Below are 18667 nucleotides of genomic sequence, written 5' to 3'. Positions count from 1 at the left end.
AGAGAGGCGTTCACGCATGAGCGAAGTATTGGCAACATATCTTCTGACAGACACAACGGACAGTGAAAAGCGGGCGGAACAGATTGCGGCGGGGCTGACGGTAGGCTCCTGGACTGACCTGCCCCTGGTGAAGCAGGAACAGCTCAGAAAACATAAAGGGCGGGTCGTAAAAGTTGAGGAGAAAGAAGGAACCTCAGAAAACGAAACACAATCCGTCATCACCATCGCCTATCCCGAGGCGAACTTTTCAAGAGATATTCCGGCCGTCCTGACGACGGTATTCGGAAAGCTGTCACTGGACGGAAAAATAAAATTGACTGATCTTGAATTTTCCGAAGGGTTTAAACGCTCCCTTCCCGGGCCGAAATTCGGTATATACGGCATCCGCAAACTGCTGGGCGAATTTGAAAGACCGCTTCTGATGAGCATATTTAAAGGCGTGATCGGACGGGATCTCGCCGACATTAAAGAACAGCTCAGACAGCAGGCGCTCGGCGGCGTGGATCTGATTAAAGATGACGAAATTTTCTTTGAAAATGAACTGGCTCCGTTTGAAACCCGCATTATCGAAGGAAAACAAGTCCTGAAGGAAACCCGGGAGGAGACGGGGCATAAAACGCTGTATGCCGTAAACCTTACGGGAAGGACCGCTGAATTGCGGGATAAAGCGAGGCGCGCGGCAGAACTCGGGGCGGACGCGCTTTTATTGAATGTGTTCGCTTACGGTTTAGATGTGATGCAGAGCCTTGCTGAAGACAGGGAAATCCCGCTTCCGATCATGGCGCATCCGGCAGTCAGCGGCGCGTTCACATCATCTCCCGTTTACGGCTTGTCGCATGCGCTTTTGCTCGGCAAGCTGAACCGCTATTGCGGCGCTGATTTCAGTTTATTTCCGTCACCTTACGGATCCGTTGCTCTTCCGAAGGAGTCCGCGCTTGCAATCCATGATGAATGTGTAAAAGACGATGTCTTTCATCCGTCGTTTGCCGTCCCGTCAGCAGGCATTCACCCCGGTATGGTGCCATTGTTGATGCGCGATTTCGGCATCGATCACATCATCAATGCCGGCGGAGGCATTCACGGCCATCCGAAAGGAGCCGAGGGCGGGGGAAAAGCGTTCCGCGCCATCATTGATGCGGTGCTTGAAGCGCAGCCGATTGAAGAAAAAGCCGCGTCGTGCAAAGATCTTCAGCTCGCATTAGACAAATGGGGAAGGGTGGAAGCCGTATGACCCGCACACCGCTGATTATTTGTGATTTCGACGGAACGGTCACCATGAACGACAACATTGTCAGCATGATGAAACAATTCGCGCCTCCTGAGTGGCTTGAATTAAAAGACGGTGTTCTGTCTAAAAGCATATCAATCCAAGAAGGAGTCGGACGGATGTTCGGACTGCTGCCGAGCAGCTTAAAAGAAGAACTGACCGGCTTTATTCTGAAGGATGCGAAAATACGGGACGGCTTTTTGGATTTTGTCTCGTTTGTCCGGTCAAACGGCCTCCCGTTTTATATCGTAAGCGGGGGAATGGACTTTTTTGTGCATCCGCTTTTGGAAGGGATCGTAGAAAAGGAGCGGATTTTCTGCAATCATGCATCCTTTGACAATGAATATATTCATATAGACTGGCCGCACGCCTGTGACGGAGACTGTACCAATCAATGCGGCTGCTGCAAACCGTCAGTCATCCGTAAGCTATCCGATCAGCAGAAATTTCTCATTATGATCGGTGATTCGGTCACGGATGTCGAGGCTGCAAAGTTATCCGATATGTGCTTTGCGAGAGATTATCTTTTGACTGGATGCAAAGAACTCGGCCTCCGGCATCTGCCTTTTCAAGATTTTCATGAGGTGAAAACAGGCATTGAAAACATCGGGGAGGTGCAGGCATGGCTGCAAAAGAAGAACGCTGGCGCGAACTTGCCGAGGTAAAACGCGAGCTGGCCGAAAGAGACTGGTTCCCGGCAACGAGCGGGAATCTTTCCATCAAAGTATCCGACGGGCCGCTGACTTTTCTCGTTACGGCGAGCGGAAAAGACAAACGAAAAGAAACAGACGAAGATTTTCTCTTAATCAATGAGTACGGGAAGCCCGCTGAGACCGGCCATTCTTTAAAACCTTCAGCGGAAACGCTTCTCCATACTTACTTATACCAAAAGACAGACGCGGGCTGCTGTCTGCATGTCCATACCGTCAATAATAATGTCATCTCAGAGCTTTACGGGGATGAAAAACAAATCACTTTTCAGGGGCAGGAGATGATTAAGGCGCTCGGATTATGGGAGGAAAACGCGTCCGTGACCGTTCCGATCATTGACAATCCGGCGCACATCCCGGCATTGGCCGAAAACTTCGCGCACCATGCGGACGCCGGCTCAGGCGCGGTGTTAATCCGCAATCACGGCATTACGGCATGGGGGCGGACCGCATTTGAAGCGAAAAGGGTGCTGGAAGCCTATGAATTTTTATTCAGCTGTCACCTCAAGCTTCTGTCACTTCGTCCGCAGCTGGTAAAATAAAAGGAGGAATAGAAAATGGCGACCATCAAAATTCATGACGAAAAGAATACGCTCATTGAACATCAGGAAGAAGTAGCGCGCTTCTTAGACGAACAAGAGGTGATCTATGAGCAGTGGAACATTGAAAAACTTCCGTCTGAGCTTTCGGAAAAATACGATCTAACCGAAGATGAAAAAGAACGGATTCTCGCGGCGTTTGACACGGAGATTCAGGACATTTCAGCCCGGCGCGGATATCAGTCTCAGGATGTCATTTCTTTATCAGACACCACGCCGAATCTTGATGAATTATTAAAAAACTTCCAAAGAGAACATCACCACACGGATGATGAAGTCCGCTTTATCGTCAGCGGACACGGCATCTTCGTCATTCAAGGCAAAGACGGCACATTTTTCGACGTCCGTTTAAATCCGGGAGATTTGATTTCAGTTCCGGAGAACATCCGCCACTACTTTACGCTTCAGGAAGACCGCCGGGTCGTCGCAATCCGAATCTTCGTGACGACTGAGGGCTGGGTGCCGATTTACGAAAATGAAAGTGTGCAAAACTGATAGACGCCCGAACCTCTCATGCCCCGCCGGCATGAGAGGTTTTTTATTGTAATATAAAGTCAGCTGTGGCTGTTTTTTAAATCTTGAATATGCCGCATTCTGTTTATATCATTACCCGAATGGGTATTATTCTCGTATTCATGCTAAAGATTCCAATATGAAATGAAAAAATAAGTTATTTAGTAAAAAAATGTTTACAAATAAAGTATAATCTGTAATAATGCTCAATAACCCAATCAAACTTGTTTCCTATTCTTTTAGCGGTGAGGGGTGAAGTGAATGGGCAGTTATTCTGAACAAGAAAAATTGCTTGTATCTATTGATAAAAAAAGAAAAATGATGATAGATGCGGCTAACAGGCAAGGGTTTACAGGATATGACACGATCAGGCACAGCCAGGAACTGGACTGTCTGATGAACGCGTATCAGCAGCTGGTAAACCGTGATCGTACACATCACCAAGGAATACAGGGCCTTGTGAAGAAAATAGGCTTGTTCTCCCGCGGTGACGTCATGCCTGCATATGAAGCAAACAAATGATTGATGATAAAACAGATAACGAAGACTGAATGCGCTTCCTGATCAAGCGCCGCATCCGAAAGATGACCGCGTACAGTCAGCACATTTTTCCGCTGGCACGGCTCACGAAGCGCCTCGTACTATCTGCCGGCTATGATGCCGTTCCTCTGGTATATCCTCTTACACATACTCTTCTTTAAATAAAAAACACCCCGATCAGGGTGTTTTTTTCATCGAGAAGCGGCAGGAAGGGTAATGGTGACCTCTGTGCCCTTATCGACTTCGCTTTGAATGTCAATCGAACCGCCGTACATCAGCATGATTCGTTTACATACGACAAGGCCGAGGCCGGTGCCTTTTTCCTTTGACGTTACAAACGGAAGAAAAATGTGTTCAAGCATATCTTCAGAAATGCCCATTCCGTTGTCGGCCACCTTAATGACTGCTTTATGATCGCGGGCTTCTAAATAGATGGACAGCCGGCCGCCTTCCTGCATGGATTCCAGCGCGTTTTTCGCGACATTTAAAATCACCTGTTTAATATGGTCTTTCGTGCAGTTGACCTTGAGCGGCCGATTGACGAGTATCTCCACATTCACTTCCACATTGTATAGATTCCCTTCAGAATAAATAATCGGCATAATCTCATCAAGAATATCCTGCAGCGAGTTCACTTCCAACCGTTCGGCAGTGGGTTTTCCAAGCACTAAAAACTCACTGACAATCTGATTGATTCGTTTAATCTCCTGCTCAATAATTGAGAAATACAGCTGATCTTCCTCCGATTTGTATTTTTTCTGCAAAAGCTGAATGAAGCCGCTGATCCCTGTAAGCGGGTTGCGGATTTCATGGGCGGTGCTGGCGGCAAGCGTTCCGATCAGCTCCAATTTCTGCGCTTCATTTTGAGCGCGCTCCAGCTGGGTCTTGCGCTTAAGCAGATAATATTGAACGAGGATGAACAGAATATTCAGCAGCACGGCAATACTGGACATCGGCAGCAGCACGCTTTTGGTCAGCTCGTTCAGCTCAACCGGTTTCGGATAAACATTGATATTCCAATTAATATCATCCAGATAGCCGCTGACCGGTTTCACACCTTCTGATTGATCAGCCCGTCCGCTGGCAAATATCACTTTATTCTGATTGGTTGCCTTGACATAAACGTCAGGGCTCAGCATATTGATCATATTTCTCAAATAATCGACTTGTATGGCGGCTACTAAATAATCCGTGACTTCCCGTTTTGCGTCTAACACCGGCACGCAGATCGTGAAGATGCGCTGGCCTGTAATTCTGCTGGAGTAGTCATTTGTGATGACCGTTTTTTTCGTCTTTTTCGCCTTCGTAAAATACGGTCTGTCGGCCAAATTCACCTTTGATTTCAGATCAGTCGTGCTTGCGATGACATCACCTTTGGAATTCAGCATATACAGTCCGCTGAATCTGGGTTCATCCTCAAAAGCCTGATCGAGAATGTCAATGATCTTTTCTTCATTGACAGGCTTATCGACAGCGATCGCAAGTGTTGTCATCCGGGCTTTTGTTTCACCGATTAAATAATTGAGCTTATTGCGGTGAAGGTTGAGCATCATACTGGCTTCCTGTATGTGTTTATCGGCTATTTTCTGCTTTTCTTTTTCATAAATGAAAAAGCTGATAATAAGTGCCGGGATGATCACCAATATGAGATAAAGCTTGATCTTTCCCCGGGCACCTTTAAATGTATTCACTCTGCATCGCTCCAACATTACACTTGAATAGAGGTATTATATCATTTTTATACTTCTTTAATAAGAAAAAATAACCAAAATGATAGAAAAACAAATTATTTTATTAAGGTCTGACAAAAAGAAGAGAAATTTTGGAAACATTTTTGTTGACATTTTTCATTTTGTTTATTAATGTTTCTCTGTAACGGTTTCTTTTGTAAAAGGATGATTGAATGTATGACGGATAAAACAGAAAACTCATTGAAATTATTTATTGTACTGTCACGTGCGTACCGATCTATTAACGACCATATGAATAAACATATTCATAAGCACGGCCTGAACCCGACGGAATTTGCGGTGCTTGAGCTGCTGTACCACAAAGGCAAACAGCCGCTTCAGCAGATCGGCGACAAAATTTTATTAGCGAGCGGAAGTATTACATACGTTGTTGACAAATTAGAGAAAAAAGAACTTCTCATCAGAAAAGCCTCGCCGACTGACAGAAGAGTGACTTTCGCACAGATTTCCGAAAAGGGAATCCGTCTTTTGGACGATATTTTCCCTGATCATGCTGACGAAATTAAAGAAATGATCAGTGTGCTGAGTGATGAAGAGATAGAAATGTGTACGGAAATGCTGAAAAGAGTGGGGTTAAACGCTAAACATTTTCATCAGAAATAAAAAAGGAAGCCATTCTGAAAGGCTTCCTTTTTTATATTACTGATTTTGGTCGGTCGCGGCGTTTCTAGGCTGTATCAATACCTCGACGCGCCTGTTTTTGCTGCGCCCTTCGGCGGTTTTGTTCGACACGGCCGGTTTATACTCTCCGAAACCTTTGGCGCTGAATACTTTTGCGTCAAGTTTCGGGTTTTCTGTCAGAATAGCCATGAAGTTGACGGCCCGCATGACGCTTAAATGCCAGTTAGATTGATATTGTGAGTTTTTAATCGGTACATTGTCCGTATGTCCGCTGATGATAATGTTCCTTGGCGGATTCAGCACAAGGAGATTCGAGATTTCCTTGGCAAGCGGAATATCTTCCTGACGGATATCCGCCCGTCCGGAATCAAAAAAGATACTGTCTTTAATGGTAATTAAGAGTCCTTCTTTAGTCAGCTTTGTTTCCAGCTGAGTTTCAAGCTTTTTATTTTTTATAAATTGATTGACTTGCTTTTGCACGCCTTCAAGTTCTTCGCGGTCGGCTGCTTCTCTTTCTTTCTTTTTCTGTTCTTTATCTTTTTCCTTGTCTTTTTTTAACTGATCAACGCCGTCTTTTTCGTTTTCAGGAGGGGTAACGCTTGAATATTCAAGAACACCCGTGCCTCCGGTAAACACGGCGTTAAATGATTTAGACAGCATTTGGAATTTCGCCGCATCGACCGAGCTCATGGCGAACAATACAATGAACAGAGCCAAAAGAAGGGTGAGCAAATCCGCGTACGGGATCAGCCAAGACTCATCCACATGCTCGTCATCATGCTTCTTCTTCTTTTTTCTCGCCATTGTTTGCCTCTCCTTCTTGTTCAGCGACTTTTGCGCGTTCATTCGCAGGAAGATACATGAGAAGTTTTTGTTCGATCACTTTCGGGGCCTGTCCTTCAAGCACTGACAGAACGCCTTCGATCATGATTTCACGCAGTTTGACTTCCTGCTTTGATTTGCGTTTCAGTTTGTTGGCGAAGGGATGCCATAGTACATATCCTGTGAAAATCCCGAGAAGGGTGGCGACAAACGCCGCACTGATGGCATGTCCGAGCGCCTCGGTGTTGTTCATGTTGGAAAGAGCGGCGATAAGGCCGATGACCGCACCCAAAACGCCGAGTGTCGGCGCATATGTGCCGGCTTGTGTAAAGATGGCTGCGCCGGCCTGGTGTCTGTCTTCCATCGCTTCAACTTCCTCAGTCATAATATCTCTGATAAATTCTGCGCTTTGTCCGTCAACCGCCATGCTCAGGCCGTTTTTTAAAAATGCGTCATCCACGTCTTCAATGCTTGCTTCCAATGCGAGCAGACCTTCACGTCTGGCGATTTGCGCCCATTGAGAGAACATAGGAATTAATTGCGCAATTGTCAGCTGTTTATTTTCTTTAAACAGCACTTTAAAAAGGGCAGGCACTTTTTTGATTTCTTTTCCGGGGAATGCGATGATCACCGCAGAAATCGTACCGAACAAAATAATCAGAATAGCTGCCGGGTTAGCGAGTGCGCTTAAGCTGACCCCTTTCAGCACCATGCCCACGCTTAAAGCAATCAAGGCGAGGATGATACCGATAATCGATGTTTTATCCATAGTTTTCACCAAATCCTTTATACTAGCTTTCTATGGTTAATATCGGTGGCAGTGCATGGAACTTTAGGGTGATTGAGAAATTGTTCCCGAATTCTTCACAGTTTCTCCCTTCTGACATGGATAAAGAAACAAAAAAGCGGCTCCCCGCGAGGAGGGAACCGCTTTTTTCTTATTGTGCCCGGACTTTGATGCCGTCCTCTTCCATTACGACATGGAAGGCTTTTATTTCGTTGTTATCCAATAAGAGATCTGTCATTTCGTCCTCGATCAATTCTTGGATGGTTCTTCTGAGCGGGCGTGCTCCGAAAGCTGGGTGGTAGCCGATTTCAGCGATTTTTTCTTTCGCTTCGTCCGTTACGCTCAGGCTGATGCCGCGCTCTTTTAATGTGTCTTCAAGCTCTGTGAGAAGCAGGCTGACGATTTTCACGAGATGTTCTTTTTTCAGGGATTGGAATTCAATGATGCTGTCAAACCGGTTTAAAAACTCCGGTTTGAAGAACGCGCTCAGTGAATCAATCAGCGTTTGTTCTTCCAGGACGCTCTCTTCAGATTGGAATCCGACTTTCACCTGTTTTTCGCCGGTTCCAGCGTTGCTTGTCATAATCAAAACGGTATCTTTGAAGCTGACCGTTCTGCCCTGGCTGTCTGTCAGACGGCCGTCCTCCATAATCTGCAGAAACATATGCTGGACATCAGGGTGGGCTTTTTCAATCTCATCGAGCAGCACGATGCTGTACGGATTGCGGCGCACTTTTTCCGTTAATTGACCGGCTTCATCGTGTCCGACATATCCCGGCGGTGAACCGATGATTTTTGATACGGCGTGTTTTTCCATGTATTCACTCATATCGAGACGGATAATGGAATCTTTTGTACCGAACAGTTCATCTGCGAGTGTCTTTGATAACTCGGTTTTTCCGACTCCGGTCGGTCCGACAAAGAGGAAGGAGCCGACAGGTCTGTTTTTGGATTTTAAGCCGGCGCGGCTTCGTCTGACCGCTTTCGCCACTTTTTTCACGGCTTTTTCTTGACCGATGACGCGCTGATGAAGATGCTCTTCAAGTTCCTTCATTTTAACTTGTTCATCAGCCTGGAGTTTTCCGACCGGAATGCCTGTTTTCTGTTCAATAATGGCTTGAATATGCTCCGCCCCGATTTCAGGTGAAGAGGCCGGTGTTTCATGCGCCAGCTGCTTTTCCAACGCCGCTTCTTCATCACGCAGTTTCGCGGCAAGCTCATAATTTTCTTCATGAAGCGCTTTTGTTTTCTCCGCGTCAATTGCTTTGAGTCTCTCAGCCGCATCTTCTTCATTTACGGTATCAAGCTCCAGGTTCGCCTTAGAGCCGGCTTCATCTAATAAGTCGATCGCTTTATCCGGCAGGTGGCGGTCCTGAATGTAACGGGATGAAAGCGTAACACAGGCGTTTATCGCTTCATTGCTGAATGTGACGCCGTGGTATTTCTCATATTTATCTTTAATGCCTTCCAGAATGCTGATGGCTTGTTCTATTGTAGGCTCGTGAACCATGACAGGCTGGAAGCGTCTTTCAAGCGCCGCATCTTTTTCAATCTGGCGGTACTCTTTCAGTGTTGTCGCCCCGATGACCTGCAGCTCGCCTCTGGCAAGCGCCGGTTTCAGGATGTTCCCGGCATCCATTGATCCCTCGGCAGAGCCGGCGCCTACAAGAAGGTGAATCTCGTCAATGAACAAGATGACGTTTTTCCGTTCTTTTAATTCGTTCATTAATTGTTTCATTCTTTCTTCAAACTGGCCTCTGATCCCTGTATTGGCGACGAGAGAAGCGACGTCAAGCAGGAAAAGCTCTTTGTTTTTCAATTTGTTCGGCACATCGCCTTCAGCGATTTTAAGCGCGAGGCCTTCTGCAATAGCCGTTTTACCGACGCCCGGTTCACCGATCAGCACCGGATTGTTTTTATTCCGGCGGTTCAAAATTTCAATTACGCGCGCCACTTCATGATCGCGGCCGATCACAGGATCAATCAGACCTGCTTTTGCGCCGTTTGTGACGTTTTGAGCGAGCTCGTCGAGCAGGCCTTTTTCAGGGCCGGCCTGCTGTTTATTTTGATTGGGTGCGAAACCTTGCTCAAACGGGAATCCGAATGATTGCGGCCCCATGCTCATAGACGGTTTTCGGGTTAATTCTGTATAACATGTTTCACATAAAACGAATTGTTTTTGAATGGAATTGACTTGCATGTTCAGGCGAATCGTCGCCTCGTTTTTCTGACAATGTTGACAACGCATTTGCCAAAACCTCCTCGAAAAATGTTTGATCATCTTTGACCAAATGGATTAGAAAATAAGGTCTTAACTTTGACCTTCTTTGATTAATAGTATACTCTGACCTTCTTTGACTTTCAAGTGTTTTGTTTCAAACCCCGAAAAATAAATGTTTACAGCATGATAAGTGATATTTGTGAGATTTGATTATTTTTGACCAATATAGTCAGAAAGGAAATGAAATGCTTTGACCTTTCTTGATGAAGAGTATACTCTGGCCCTTTTTTTCTTTCAATATTTTTGCTTAGAGGAGAGAGGTGAATCTGTTTTCTCCGGGGAAGGACGATTTGTTCGTCTTTTCGGGCGACTTGTCTCATAAGCATATATAAAGGCCTGGACAAATCTGCGCTTAGCCGGAGGGTGAAATGGGACAAACAAAAGGTTCTGCAAGTCAGCTTGCATTTGTATACGTAGGCACGGTTGTAGGAGCCGGTTTTGCCACGGGACGGGAAATCGTTGAGTTTTTTCTGAAGTTTGGCTGGATCGGTCTGTTCGGTATCGTGGTAAGCGGTCTGATGTTTACATATTTAGGCGCCAAAATCATGATCATTTCCAAACGGATTCATGCAGCATCTTATCAGGAATTGAACACATATTTATTCGGCCAGTCCATCGGCCGCGCCGTGAACATGTTTATGATGTTTATATTGCTGGGAGTGACCTCTGTCATGCTGTCCGGAGCGGGAGCGCTGTTTCATGAACAGCTTGGCTGGTCCGCACAAGCGGGGATCCTTTTGACGATCGTACTGAGCTTTGCCGTCATGACAAGCGGCGTTAAAGGTGTGTTCGGCGTCAATATATTGGTTGTGCCGCTTTTAATTTCTTTCTCTTTTATCGTGACAGCAGATTCATTTGTATTTACAAGCACGAGAAACGCGGACGAATGGGTATGGCCTGACAAGTGGAATTGGCTTTTGTCCGCCGTCTCTTACGGCGCGTTAAATTTATCGCTCGCCCAAGCCGTGCTTGTGCCGCTTGCGAATGAAATGTCTTCAGAGAAGGTGATCAGAAGGGGGGCTTATTTTGGCGGCGTTCTGTTGACACTGGTGCTTGCCGCGAGCTTTTTATCATTATCGGTGCTGCCGGATGTGCTGGAGTTTGACATTCCGATGGCTCAAGTCGTCTATTCGTATTCGCGTTCGCTTCATATCATTTATTTGTTTATTATTTTCGGAGAAGTGTTTACGTCGGTCATCGGCAATTTATACGGATTGGAAAAACAATTAAACAGTTTTCTTCATATAAAAAGTACATATATTTACGGCGGCATTTTGGCGTTTGCTTTCATTATCAGCCAAATCGGCTACGGACAGCTGATTTCCACCGTTTATCCGGTGTTTGGGTATGTGAGCCTCGCTTTCATCGGCGCATTGATTTGCAAAAAAATCCCGAAAGAAAAATAAGGATATAAGGAAAATGTCTGTATTTTTTGGGAATTCCCCTTCTTTTTTCCTGACATTTCTGTATAATGAATTGGGAAATGATGGGGAGGAGTAAGAGATGAAAGCTCGACGTGTATTATTGGGATTTATTTTTATTTGTATCGGCATTGCGTTTTTTTTACAGAGGGCGGGAGTTATTCATCTATCCGCAGGTTCGGCGTGGCCGTTTCTTTTCATTATAATGTCCGCAGGGTTTCACGCCGGATTTATTTTTGCGAAAAAAACGCCTGACCAGGCGGGACTGCTCGTTCCGGGCGGTATGTTTTTTGTGCTGGGCTGCCTGTTTTGTTTTGAAACGGCAACGGGATGGACGTATTCAGGCGTGACGTGGCCTGTTTATATATGGGCGCCTGCTCTCGGTCTGTTTGAGCTGTGGTATTTCGGCGGGAGGAAGTTAGGTGTATTGATTCCTGCTTTCATCCTGACAGCCGTGGGAGCACTATGCTTTGCCGGTATGCTGATGACGGGGCTGTGGCCGCTTTTGATCATCGCAGCCGCGCTTTTGTTTCACGCCGCTGCCTTTATGCAGCCGAAAAAAAGATCGGGCCTTCTTATTCCGGGCGGCATTTTGCTTGTGACGGGTTGCTTGTTATGGTTTGAAACGCTGACGGATTGGACATACGCAAATGTGACATCGCCTGTCTACCTCTTTGCCGTTGCGTTCGGCCTGTTTGAAGCCTGGCTGTTCGGCAGAAGGCAAAGAGGGCTTTTGACTGCTGCGGCGGTTCTGTGCGCCGCGGGCATTTTCGGCATATTCACCAATGCAAATGAAGCCATCAGCGAACGCGGCTGGCCCGCTCTCATTCTTTTGCTGGGCGCCGCTTTTCACATTCCGATTTTCGGCCCGAAACCTGTCAAAAACGCGGGACTTCTCGTACCGGGCGGCATATTATTGATTACGGGGATCTTGTTTGTCTTTGAAACGGCAACCAATTGGTCCTACTCCGGTGTGACATGGCCTGTTTACCTGTTGGCAACGGCATTCGGTTTATTTGAGCTGTGGCTGTTCGGCGGGAAACAGAAGGCGCTGCTCATCCCGGTTGCGGTGCTGACCTTGACAGCACTTTGCTTTATGATGACGAATCAGCCGATCATTCCGGTTTCTGTTTTCTGGCCTGCTTTATTTGTTCTGATCGGGATTGCGCTGATGGTATTTCCGGGGAAAAAACGCGGGGCTTAAACCCGATTTTGCAGCCTGACACAGGGTTCAGGCTGTTTTTTTTATTGTCACGGGAAACAACATTATGGTATGATAGCAAAAGTGAAAAAAGAAGAAAATCCGTATTGATGCGGGAGAGGTTCTAGCTACACCCTCTATAAAAAACTAAGGACGAGCTGTATCCTTGGATACGGTTTTTTTATGTTTTTTAGGGCGCCTTTTCCGAAAAAGGCGCTTTTTTTATGGAATGATAGATAAGGGAGAGAAAGACATGAAAAAAGAAAAAGCAGTTGTGGTGTTCAGCGGAGGCCAAGACAGCACGACTTGTTTATTATGGGCTTTGCAAAACTTTGAAGAAGTGGAAACCGTTACATTCCATTATAATCAGCGTCACCAAGAAGAAATCGATGTGGCAAAATCGATTGCCGAAAAGCTCGGTGTCAAAAATCACTTGCTTGATATGTCTCTTTTAAATCAGCTCGCGCCGAATGCGCTGACAAGAGATGATATCGAAATTGAAGCGAAGGACGGGGAACTGCCGACAACCTTTGTGCCGGGACGCAACCTTGTATTTTTATCCTTTGCATCGATTCTTGCATATCAAATCGGCGCGCGCCACATTATCACCGGTGTTTGCGAGACTGATTTCAGCGGCTACCCGGACTGCCGTGACGAGTTTGTCAAATCCTGCAATGTCACCGTCAACCTGGCGATGGAAAAGCCGTTCGTCATTCATACGCCGCTTATGTGGCTGAACAAAGCGGAAACGTGGAAACTTGCGGATGAGCTCGGCGCGCTTGATTTTGTAAAGAATAACACACTGACTTGCTATAACGGCATCATTGCGGACGGATGCGGCGAATGCCCGGCATGCCTGCTCCGCAATAAAGGATATGATGAATATATGAAAATGAAAGGAGAGCGGAACTAATTGCTTTCTCAAATTTACCCGCAGGTTCAGCATCCTTATTCGTTTGAGTTGAATAAGGACATGCACATCTCAGCCGCGCACTTTATTCCCCGCGAAAGCGCCGGAGCGTGCAGCAGAGTCCACGGGCACACGTATACAGTAAATATTACAGTTGCGGGGGATGAACTGGACGATTCGGGCTTTCTCGTGAATTTCAGCGTGCTGAAGAAATTGGTGCACGGCGCTTATGACCATACATTGCTGAATGACCATGACGAGTTTTCTGCTGATGATGACAGATATTCACTGCCGACGACCGAGGTCGTGGCCAAAACGATTTACGATAAGGTGCAGTCCTACCTCGAAACACTGGAGAATCAGCCGGTCTGCGTGCAGATTTTTGTCAGGGAAACCCCGACAAGCTATTGCGTATACCGCCCGAAAAAAGGTGATAGGAATGGCTAAAGGAATTCCGGTATTAGAAATTTTCGGACCGACGATACAAGGGGAGGGCATGGTTATCGGCCAGAAAACCATGTTCGTCCGCACGGCGGGCTGCGACTACTCTTGCAGCTGGTGCGACTCCGCTTTTACATGGGACGGCTCTGCCAAAAAAGATATCCGCTGGATGACGGCGGAAGACATTTACCGCGAGCTGAGAGAAATCGGCGGAGACGCCTTTTCCCATGTCACCATCTCAGGAGGAAACCCGGCGCTGTTAAAGCAGCTTGACGCGCTGATTCTGCTGCTGAAAGAGAACGGGGTGCGCGCCGCTTTAGAAACACAGGGAACGGTCTATCAGGATTGGTTCACAATGATTAACGACCTGACGATTTCACCGAAGCCGCCAAGTTCGGGGATGACAACCGATTTTGCAAAGCTCGATCACATTGTGTCTTCGCTTGATGCGGCAGAAAGGCTTAACGCGGTCAGTTTAAAGGTCGTCATTTTTAATGATGAAGATCTGCAATTCGCGAAAACCGTGCACAAGCGGTATCCGAATATCCCGTTTTATCTTCAGGTCGGAAACGATAACGTCCATACGACGGACGACCGGGCATTGATCGCACATCTGCTCGGAAAATACGAAACACTCGTTGATAAGGTTTCAGCCGATTCGGATCTGAATCTCGTCAGAGTCCTGCCTCAGCTGCATACATTGCTTTGGGGCAATAAACGGGGAGTTTAATAGAAAGGGAGATTTATATGACAAGAAAAGAATCAGAATTAGAAGGAGTTACGCTCCTGGGGAATCAAGGGACAAACTATTTATTTGAATATGCGCCGGAGGTTTTGGAATCATTTCCGAATAAACACGTGAACCGTGATTATTTCGTTAAATTCAACTGCCCGGAATTTACGTCGCTTTGCCCGAAAACGGGACAGCCGGATTTTGCAACCATCTACATCAGCTATATTCCGGACGAAAAAATGGTGGAAAGCAAATCGCTGAAGCTGTATCTTTTCAGCTTCCGCAACCACGGAGATTTCCACGAGGACTGCATGAACATCATCATGAATGATTTGATCGAATTAATGGACCCCCGCTACATTGAAGTATGGGGCAAATTTACGCCAAGAGGCGGAATCTCGATTGACCCGTATACAAACTACGGCAGACCGGGAACAAAATATGAAAAAATGGCCGAACATCGGATGATGAATCATGATATGTACCCGGAGACGATTGATAATCGGTAATTATTCCGTTGTGTGATACGGAGTGTGACCCGCACTAAGCTCAATAAAAGTGTGACCTGAGGTGCAACCTGAACTGTGACTTTTATGCAGTGGAAAATTGATAGTACAGAAGCAGATTAAGGCGTACAATTTGTACGTCTTTTCTTTTTTATCCGAAAGAAAAAATGCCTATCTAAAGATCATAGGCATTAAATATTATTATCAATATTTTCATTTATTTTTTGGCTAAGTTTCTGAACCTTCTCTTTAACATTTGAAACAGCTCTTTTTTGAATTTCATCAAAGTTTTCCTGAATATAGTCCGTGACACTTCTTATTAGAACTTCACTTTCAAAATTGAATATCTCATTTATTTCTGACTGTTCTTCATCTGTTAGGTGATGGTATTGAAGTATTTACTTCAGCAGCTACATCAATCCTCACTTTAGTTGTTCTGGTTGTACAATTTCATATTCACCTTCTGCATACTCTTGCTCCGCATAATGGCTTCCCCATTGACAGAGCTCCTGCAAGATAGGTTTAAGAGATTCTCCAAGTTCAGTGGATGAATATTCAACCTTCGGCGGTACTTGATTATACATCTTTCTGCTCACAAGTCCACTGGCTTCAAGCTCTCTAAGTGTTTGAATCAGCATTTTCTGAGTTATATTTGGGATCATGCGCTTTAATTCACTCGTTCTCTTTGGTCCATTCATTAAAAAGTATAATACAAGTCCTTTCCATTTTCCGCCAATGACTTCCTTTGTCACTTCAAACCCACAGCTAAATTTTTTCATGTCTAAAGCTCTCCATTCCACATTTATTACTTTTTAGTTACTATATCACAAAAAAGTGGGTACTTCCGATAATGTGCTTACTGAAGGATACTATATCTTGTAAGTTGTTCTTCAAGTACTTAAAGGTACTAGACATAAAATAATATGAATTCTAAAGGAGTGTTAAGTATGGGTAAATTTGAAGGTAAAATAGCGCTTGTAACGGGTGGAACAAGTGGGATTGGTCTTGCTGCAGCACAAAAATTTGTAAACGAAGGTGCATATGTTTATATCACGGGACGCAGACAAAACGAACTTGATAAAGCTGTTAACCAAATTGGCAAGAACGTAACCGGTGTTCAAGGTGATATTTCTAAGCTTGAAGACTTAGACAAACTATATGACATGATAAAGCAGGAAAAAGGTAAGTTGGACATTCTTTTTGCTAATGCAGGCATCGGCAACTTCCTTCCATTAGGTGAAATTACTGAAGAGCAGGTTGATAGAACGTTCGACATTAACGTTAAAGGAACCATCTTTACTGTTCAAAAAGCGTTATCACTATTCCCGGACAAAGTAGGTTCTATTATTGTAACGGGCTCTACTGCTGGATCAATTGGCAACCCAGCGTTTAGTGTATATGGAGCTTCTAAAGCAGCATTAAGAGCACTGGTTCGCAACTGGATTCTTGACCTAAAAGGTACTGAAATCCGTGTAAATGTGGTGAGTCCAGGAGCTATTCTTACACCTGCATACGATGAGCTTTTTGGTGATGCACTTGAAGGAGCAATGGAAAATGCCAGAAATACTGTTCCAGCTGGAAAAGTTGGGACACCTGAAGAAGTAGCAAACGCTGTATCTTTCCTTGCTTCAGACGAAAGCAGTTACTTGACGGGTGTTGAATTGTTCGTAGATGGCGGGCTAGCACAGGTATAATTTCACTGCGCAGAGATTACAAATCGTCCCCAAAAAAGGTTAAAATCAATCGTTTGGTAAGGTGTGAAATTGGTGTGACTTCATGATTAATGCTAGAGCAAGTACTTATGGGACAAGACTTTGACCTGCCTTTTCTTCCACGAGGACTGCATGAACATCATCATGAATGATTTGATCGAATTAATGGACCCCCGTTACATTGAAGTATGGGACAAATTCACGCCTAGAGGCGGAATCTCCATTGACCCGTATACAAACTACGGCAGACCGGGAACAAAATATGAAAAATGGCCGAGTACCGCATGATGAATCATGATTTGTATCCGGAGACGATTGATAATCGTTAATCACTATAAAAGCGTGCCTATTATGACTTTTATGCAAATAAATTGCTATTGCAGAGGTAATGTAAGACGTACAAATGTGTACGTCTTTTTCTTTTAAGCACAAAAACAATTTATTAACGAAAGTATTTTGGCAGAAAGGCTAACAAAATCAAAGGCAAATATGTTGTAGATTGCTTTCTTTTTTTGTGGGGCATCCATATCCAATCACGTTATCTTGCACTTGAACATTTTTTATAGACTGGTACCGCGACAAATTATTTCTCTTCTACATACCAATAAAGTAGACATTAAAAAGTGAAAGAGAGGGCGAAAATGTGTGAAAATTCTTTTCCTCGAGAGTCATCCCATGTGGCTCTATGGTTTACCAAATGGGTTTAGGGAAGCAGGACATACCGTAATGATTTCCGGTCCTGTAAGTCGGGAAAATATCACTGAAATGATAGACGAATTTAAACCAGATCTAATAGTATCTATGGGATGGACACCAGAGCATTCAAGGGAAAAGCAGGCTTGGATTCGCAACGCTACTAAAAAGGTGAATATCCCTCTCGTTTATTGGGCAACTGAAGACCCGCTGCACACTCAAAACTTTACTATCCCGTTAATTAAAAAGGTGAAACCAGATTTTGTTTTCACGGTTACGCCTTCTCTGTGTAAAACTTATGAAAGCATGGGGATTAAAGCAGCTCACTTAGACTTTGCATTTCACGAAAGTATACATCACCAGATTAAACCATTAGCAAAATACAGTTGTGATATAGCAGTGGTGGCTAATGCTTACCCTAATTTTCTTGAAGAACATCCGGAAGTGTTCCGTTCGTCCTCTTTAAAAACGCTTATTCGTCCTCTTATACGGAAGGGTATTCGCATTGATTTTTGGGGGAGAAACTGGGAAAAAATGAGTAAATATATAGGAAGAGAAATTCCCCGCAATTGGATCCATGGATACCTTGATTATACTGAAGCATATAAAGTCTACAGTTCAGCAAAAGTCGTTATCGGTTTGCAAAACTGTGAAAGCCAACTTACGCAACGCACCTATGAGATTCTTGGTTCCGGGGGGGTTTTATTGACATCGGATACACCAGCAGTTCGCGGTAAATTCAAACCTGGCCGCGATCTCATCGTTTCTTCCTCCCCAAAAGACACATTGGAAAAGGTTAAATACTATTTGAATCATGATAGCGAGAGAAAAAAGATTCAGATAAACGGTAAAAAGGCTGTAAAGAATGATTCCTATCTGCATAGAGCCGAGAGAATGCTTGAGGTGCTAAAAAGCAGAGGAATCATAAGAAACTTAGGGGAAACCATTCATTATGTAGATGTTCTCAAAGAAAAATACGTGATCCATCATGTTACTCCAGGTGAAACATTATCAATAATTGCCAGGAAGTATAATGTTTCCCTGCAGCAGCTCATGGAGCTTAATCATTTCAAATCAGATCAAATATATGCTGGACAAATCATTAAGATTAGAGAGAAACGGTTTAGAAATATTGATAACAAATTTTTCTAAAGGAGAG

At 44.9% G+C, this 18667-nt stretch carries 19 protein-coding genes, 1 pseudogene and 1 riboswitch; of the genes and pseudogenes, 15 read left to right on the top strand and 5 right to left on the bottom strand.

The window, feature by feature from the left end; all coding sequences use genetic code 11:
• Nucleotides 1-16: 16 nt before the first annotated feature.
• From mtnW to BZ167_RS02655, 5 genes are all read left to right on the top strand, one after another.
• Nucleotides 17-1231: a 2,3-diketo-5-methylthiopentyl-1-phosphate enolase gene (mtnW, locus tag BZ167_RS02675; RefSeq protein WP_015239734.1), complete on the top strand. Its 1215-nt coding sequence runs from the start codon at nt 17-19 to the stop codon at nt 1229-1231.
• Nucleotides 1228-1932, top strand: a complete 705-nt coding sequence (gene mtnX, locus BZ167_RS02670; protein WP_077391929.1) for a 2-hydroxy-3-keto-5-methylthiopentenyl-1-phosphate phosphatase — start codon at nt 1228-1230, stop codon at nt 1930-1932. The genes mtnW and mtnX overlap by 4 nt, the downstream gene beginning before the upstream one ends.
• Complete coding sequence (locus tag BZ167_RS02665; protein WP_077391928.1) at nt 1890-2519, top strand: methylthioribulose 1-phosphate dehydratase; 630 nt, start codon at nt 1890-1892, stop codon at nt 2517-2519. Before mtnX ends, BZ167_RS02665 begins: the two co-directional genes overlap by 43 nt.
• Nucleotides 2520-2534: 15 nt before the next feature.
• Nucleotides 2535-3071 (top strand): 1,2-dihydroxy-3-keto-5-methylthiopentene dioxygenase, encoded by a 537-nt coding sequence (locus BZ167_RS02660; protein ID WP_077391927.1) that lies wholly within the window; start codon nt 2535-2537, stop codon nt 3069-3071.
• A gap of 279 nt (nt 3072-3350) precedes the next feature.
• The gene (locus tag BZ167_RS02655) at nt 3351-3611 is read left to right on the top strand and encodes an aspartyl-phosphate phosphatase Spo0E (protein ID WP_003154690.1); all 261 of its coding nucleotides are present in this window, start codon (nt 3351-3353) and stop codon (nt 3609-3611) included.
• A 209-nt stretch (nt 3612-3820) separates the two neighbouring features.
• Here BZ167_RS02655 and BZ167_RS02650 read toward each other — a convergent pair whose 3' ends face one another.
• Complete coding sequence (locus BZ167_RS02650; RefSeq protein ID WP_046559543.1) at nt 3821-5338, bottom strand: sporulation kinase KinD; 1518 nt, start codon at nt 5336-5338, stop codon at nt 3821-3823.
• A gap of 198 nt (nt 5339-5536) precedes the next feature.
• On the opposite strand from BZ167_RS02650, the gene BZ167_RS02645 reads away from it, so the two are divergent.
• Complete coding sequence (locus BZ167_RS02645; RefSeq protein WP_015417342.1) at nt 5537-5983, top strand: MarR family transcriptional regulator MhqR; 447 nt, start codon at nt 5537-5539, stop codon at nt 5981-5983.
• Between the two features lie 36 nt (nt 5984-6019).
• Here the strand turns inward: BZ167_RS02645 and motB are convergent, their stop codons facing one another.
• The 3 genes from motB to clpE form a co-directional block, all read right to left on the bottom strand.
• Complete coding sequence (gene motB / locus BZ167_RS02640; protein ID WP_003154685.1) at nt 6020-6805, bottom strand: flagellar motor protein MotB; 786 nt, start codon at nt 6803-6805, stop codon at nt 6020-6022.
• Nucleotides 6777-7592 carry a flagellar motor stator protein MotA gene (gene motA / locus BZ167_RS02635; protein WP_007408461.1) on the bottom strand — a complete coding sequence of 272 codons (816 nt, stop codon included), beginning with the start codon at nt 7590-7592 and terminating at the stop codon, nt 6777-6779. The genes motB and motA overlap by 29 nt, the downstream gene beginning before the upstream one ends.
• Before the next feature lie 169 nt (nt 7593-7761).
• The gene (gene clpE, locus BZ167_RS02630) at nt 7762-9858 is read right to left on the bottom strand and encodes an ATP-dependent protease ATP-binding subunit ClpE (RefSeq protein WP_061890563.1); all 2097 of its coding nucleotides are present in this window, start codon (nt 9856-9858) and stop codon (nt 7762-7764) included.
• Between the two features lie 401 nt (nt 9859-10259).
• Here clpE and BZ167_RS02620 point away from each other — a divergent pair, with 401 nt between their 5' ends.
• From BZ167_RS02620 to queF, 6 genes are all read left to right on the top strand, one after another.
• On the top strand, nt 10260-11297 hold the full coding sequence (locus BZ167_RS02620) for a YkvI family membrane protein (protein ID WP_020953988.1): 1038 nt from the start codon (nt 10260-10262) through the stop codon (nt 11295-11297).
• 97 nt (nt 11298-11394) lie between these two features.
• Entirely contained in the window at nt 11395-12516 is a 1122-nt protein-coding gene (locus tag BZ167_RS02615) for a hypothetical protein (RefSeq protein WP_061861418.1), read from the top strand.
• A 109-nt stretch (nt 12517-12625) separates the two neighbouring features.
• A riboswitch (PreQ1 riboswitch) is annotated at nt 12626-12670 on the top strand.
• A 96-nt stretch (nt 12671-12766) separates the two neighbouring features.
• Nucleotides 12767-13426 (top strand): 7-cyano-7-deazaguanine synthase QueC, encoded by a 660-nt coding sequence (gene queC / locus BZ167_RS02610; RefSeq protein WP_003154679.1) that lies wholly within the window; start codon nt 12767-12769, stop codon nt 13424-13426.
• Nucleotides 13427-13486: 60 nt separating this feature from the next.
• On the top strand, nt 13487-13870 hold the full coding sequence (gene queD, locus BZ167_RS02605) for a 6-carboxytetrahydropterin synthase QueD (protein WP_229024199.1): 384 nt from the start codon (nt 13487-13489) through the stop codon (nt 13868-13870).
• A complete protein-coding gene (queE, locus tag BZ167_RS02600; RefSeq protein WP_015239741.1) occupies nt 13863-14594 on the top strand; it encodes a 7-carboxy-7-deazaguanine synthase QueE in 732 nt (243 codons plus the stop codon). Before queD ends, queE begins: the two co-directional genes overlap by 8 nt.
• Before the next feature lie 17 nt (nt 14595-14611).
• Nucleotides 14612-15106 (top strand): preQ(1) synthase, encoded by a 495-nt coding sequence (queF, locus tag BZ167_RS02595; RefSeq protein WP_003154673.1) that lies wholly within the window; start codon nt 14612-14614, stop codon nt 15104-15106.
• A gap of 419 nt (nt 15107-15525) precedes the next feature.
• Here the strand turns inward: queF and BZ167_RS02590 are convergent, their stop codons facing one another.
• A complete protein-coding gene (locus BZ167_RS02590; RefSeq protein ID WP_015417346.1) occupies nt 15526-15882 on the bottom strand; it encodes a winged helix-turn-helix transcriptional regulator in 357 nt (118 codons plus the stop codon).
• 168 nt (nt 15883-16050) lie between these two features.
• On the opposite strand from BZ167_RS02590, the gene BZ167_RS02585 reads away from it, so the two are divergent.
• The 3 genes and pseudogenes from BZ167_RS02585 (at nt 16051) to ykvP (ending at nt 18660) form a co-directional block, all read left to right on the top strand.
• Nucleotides 16051-16797 (top strand): SDR family NAD(P)-dependent oxidoreductase, encoded by a 747-nt coding sequence (locus BZ167_RS02585; RefSeq protein ID WP_015417347.1) that lies wholly within the window; start codon nt 16051-16053, stop codon nt 16795-16797.
• A 135-nt stretch (nt 16798-16932) separates the two neighbouring features.
• Nucleotides 16933-17144: pseudogene (locus BZ167_RS02580) on the top strand (preQ(1) synthase); the annotation flags it as partial.
• A 316-nt stretch (nt 17145-17460) separates the two neighbouring features.
• Nucleotides 17461-18660 (top strand): spore protein YkvP, encoded by a 1200-nt coding sequence (gene ykvP, locus BZ167_RS02575; RefSeq protein WP_060675368.1) that lies wholly within the window; start codon nt 17461-17463, stop codon nt 18658-18660.
• Nucleotides 18661-18667 lie beyond the last annotated feature (7 nt).

Origin of the sequence: Bacillus sp. 275 (assembly GCF_001999205.1) — a bacterium.
Taxonomy (GTDB): domain Bacteria; phylum Bacillota; class Bacilli; order Bacillales; family Bacillaceae; genus Bacillus; species Bacillus velezensis.
Note: the sequence above shows the minus strand (reverse complement) of the source record. Positions and strands in the feature narration are given on the sequence as shown.

Coding starts and splice junctions, on each gene's coding strand:
- BZ167_RS02620 (WP_020953988.1), top strand. CDS start 10,260: ATGGGACAAACAAAAGGTTCTGCAAGTCAGCTTGCATTTGTATACGTA.
- queF (WP_003154673.1), top strand. CDS start 14,612: ATGACAAGAAAAGAATCAGAATTAGAAGGAGTTACGCTCCTGGGGAAT.
- clpE (WP_061890563.1), bottom strand. CDS start 9,858: ATGCGTTGTCAACATTGTCAGAAAAACGAGGCGACGATTCGCCTGAAC.
- motB (WP_003154685.1), bottom strand. CDS start 6,805: ATGGCGAGAAAAAAGAAGAAGAAGCATGATGACGAGCATGTGGATGAG.
- BZ167_RS02655 (WP_003154690.1), top strand. CDS start 3,351: ATGGGCAGTTATTCTGAACAAGAAAAATTGCTTGTATCTATTGATAAA.
- BZ167_RS02650 (WP_046559543.1), bottom strand. CDS start 5,338: ATGTTGGAGCGATGCAGAGTGAATACATTTAAAGGTGCCCGGGGAAAG.
- queE (WP_015239741.1), top strand. CDS start 13,863: ATGGCTAAAGGAATTCCGGTATTAGAAATTTTCGGACCGACGATACAA.
- BZ167_RS02665 (WP_077391928.1), top strand. CDS start 1,890: ATGGCTGCAAAAGAAGAACGCTGGCGCGAACTTGCCGAGGTAAAACGC.
- BZ167_RS02615 (WP_061861418.1), top strand. CDS start 11,395: ATGAAAGCTCGACGTGTATTATTGGGATTTATTTTTATTTGTATCGGC.
- queD (WP_229024199.1), top strand. CDS start 13,487: ATGCACATCTCAGCCGCGCACTTTATTCCCCGCGAAAGCGCCGGAGCG.
- BZ167_RS02585 (WP_015417347.1), top strand. CDS start 16,051: ATGGGTAAATTTGAAGGTAAAATAGCGCTTGTAACGGGTGGAACAAGT.
- motA (WP_007408461.1), bottom strand. CDS start 7,592: ATGGATAAAACATCGATTATCGGTATCATCCTCGCCTTGATTGCTTTA.
- mtnW (WP_015239734.1), top strand. CDS start 17: ATGAGCGAAGTATTGGCAACATATCTTCTGACAGACACAACGGACAGT.
- BZ167_RS02590 (WP_015417346.1), bottom strand. CDS start 15,882: ATGAAAAAATTTAGCTGTGGGTTTGAAGTGACAAAGGAAGTCATTGGC.
- BZ167_RS02645 (WP_015417342.1), top strand. CDS start 5,537: ATGACGGATAAAACAGAAAACTCATTGAAATTATTTATTGTACTGTCA.
- queC (WP_003154679.1), top strand. CDS start 12,767: ATGAAAAAAGAAAAAGCAGTTGTGGTGTTCAGCGGAGGCCAAGACAGC.
- BZ167_RS02660 (WP_077391927.1), top strand. CDS start 2,535: ATGGCGACCATCAAAATTCATGACGAAAAGAATACGCTCATTGAACAT.
- mtnX (WP_077391929.1), top strand. CDS start 1,228: ATGACCCGCACACCGCTGATTATTTGTGATTTCGACGGAACGGTCACC.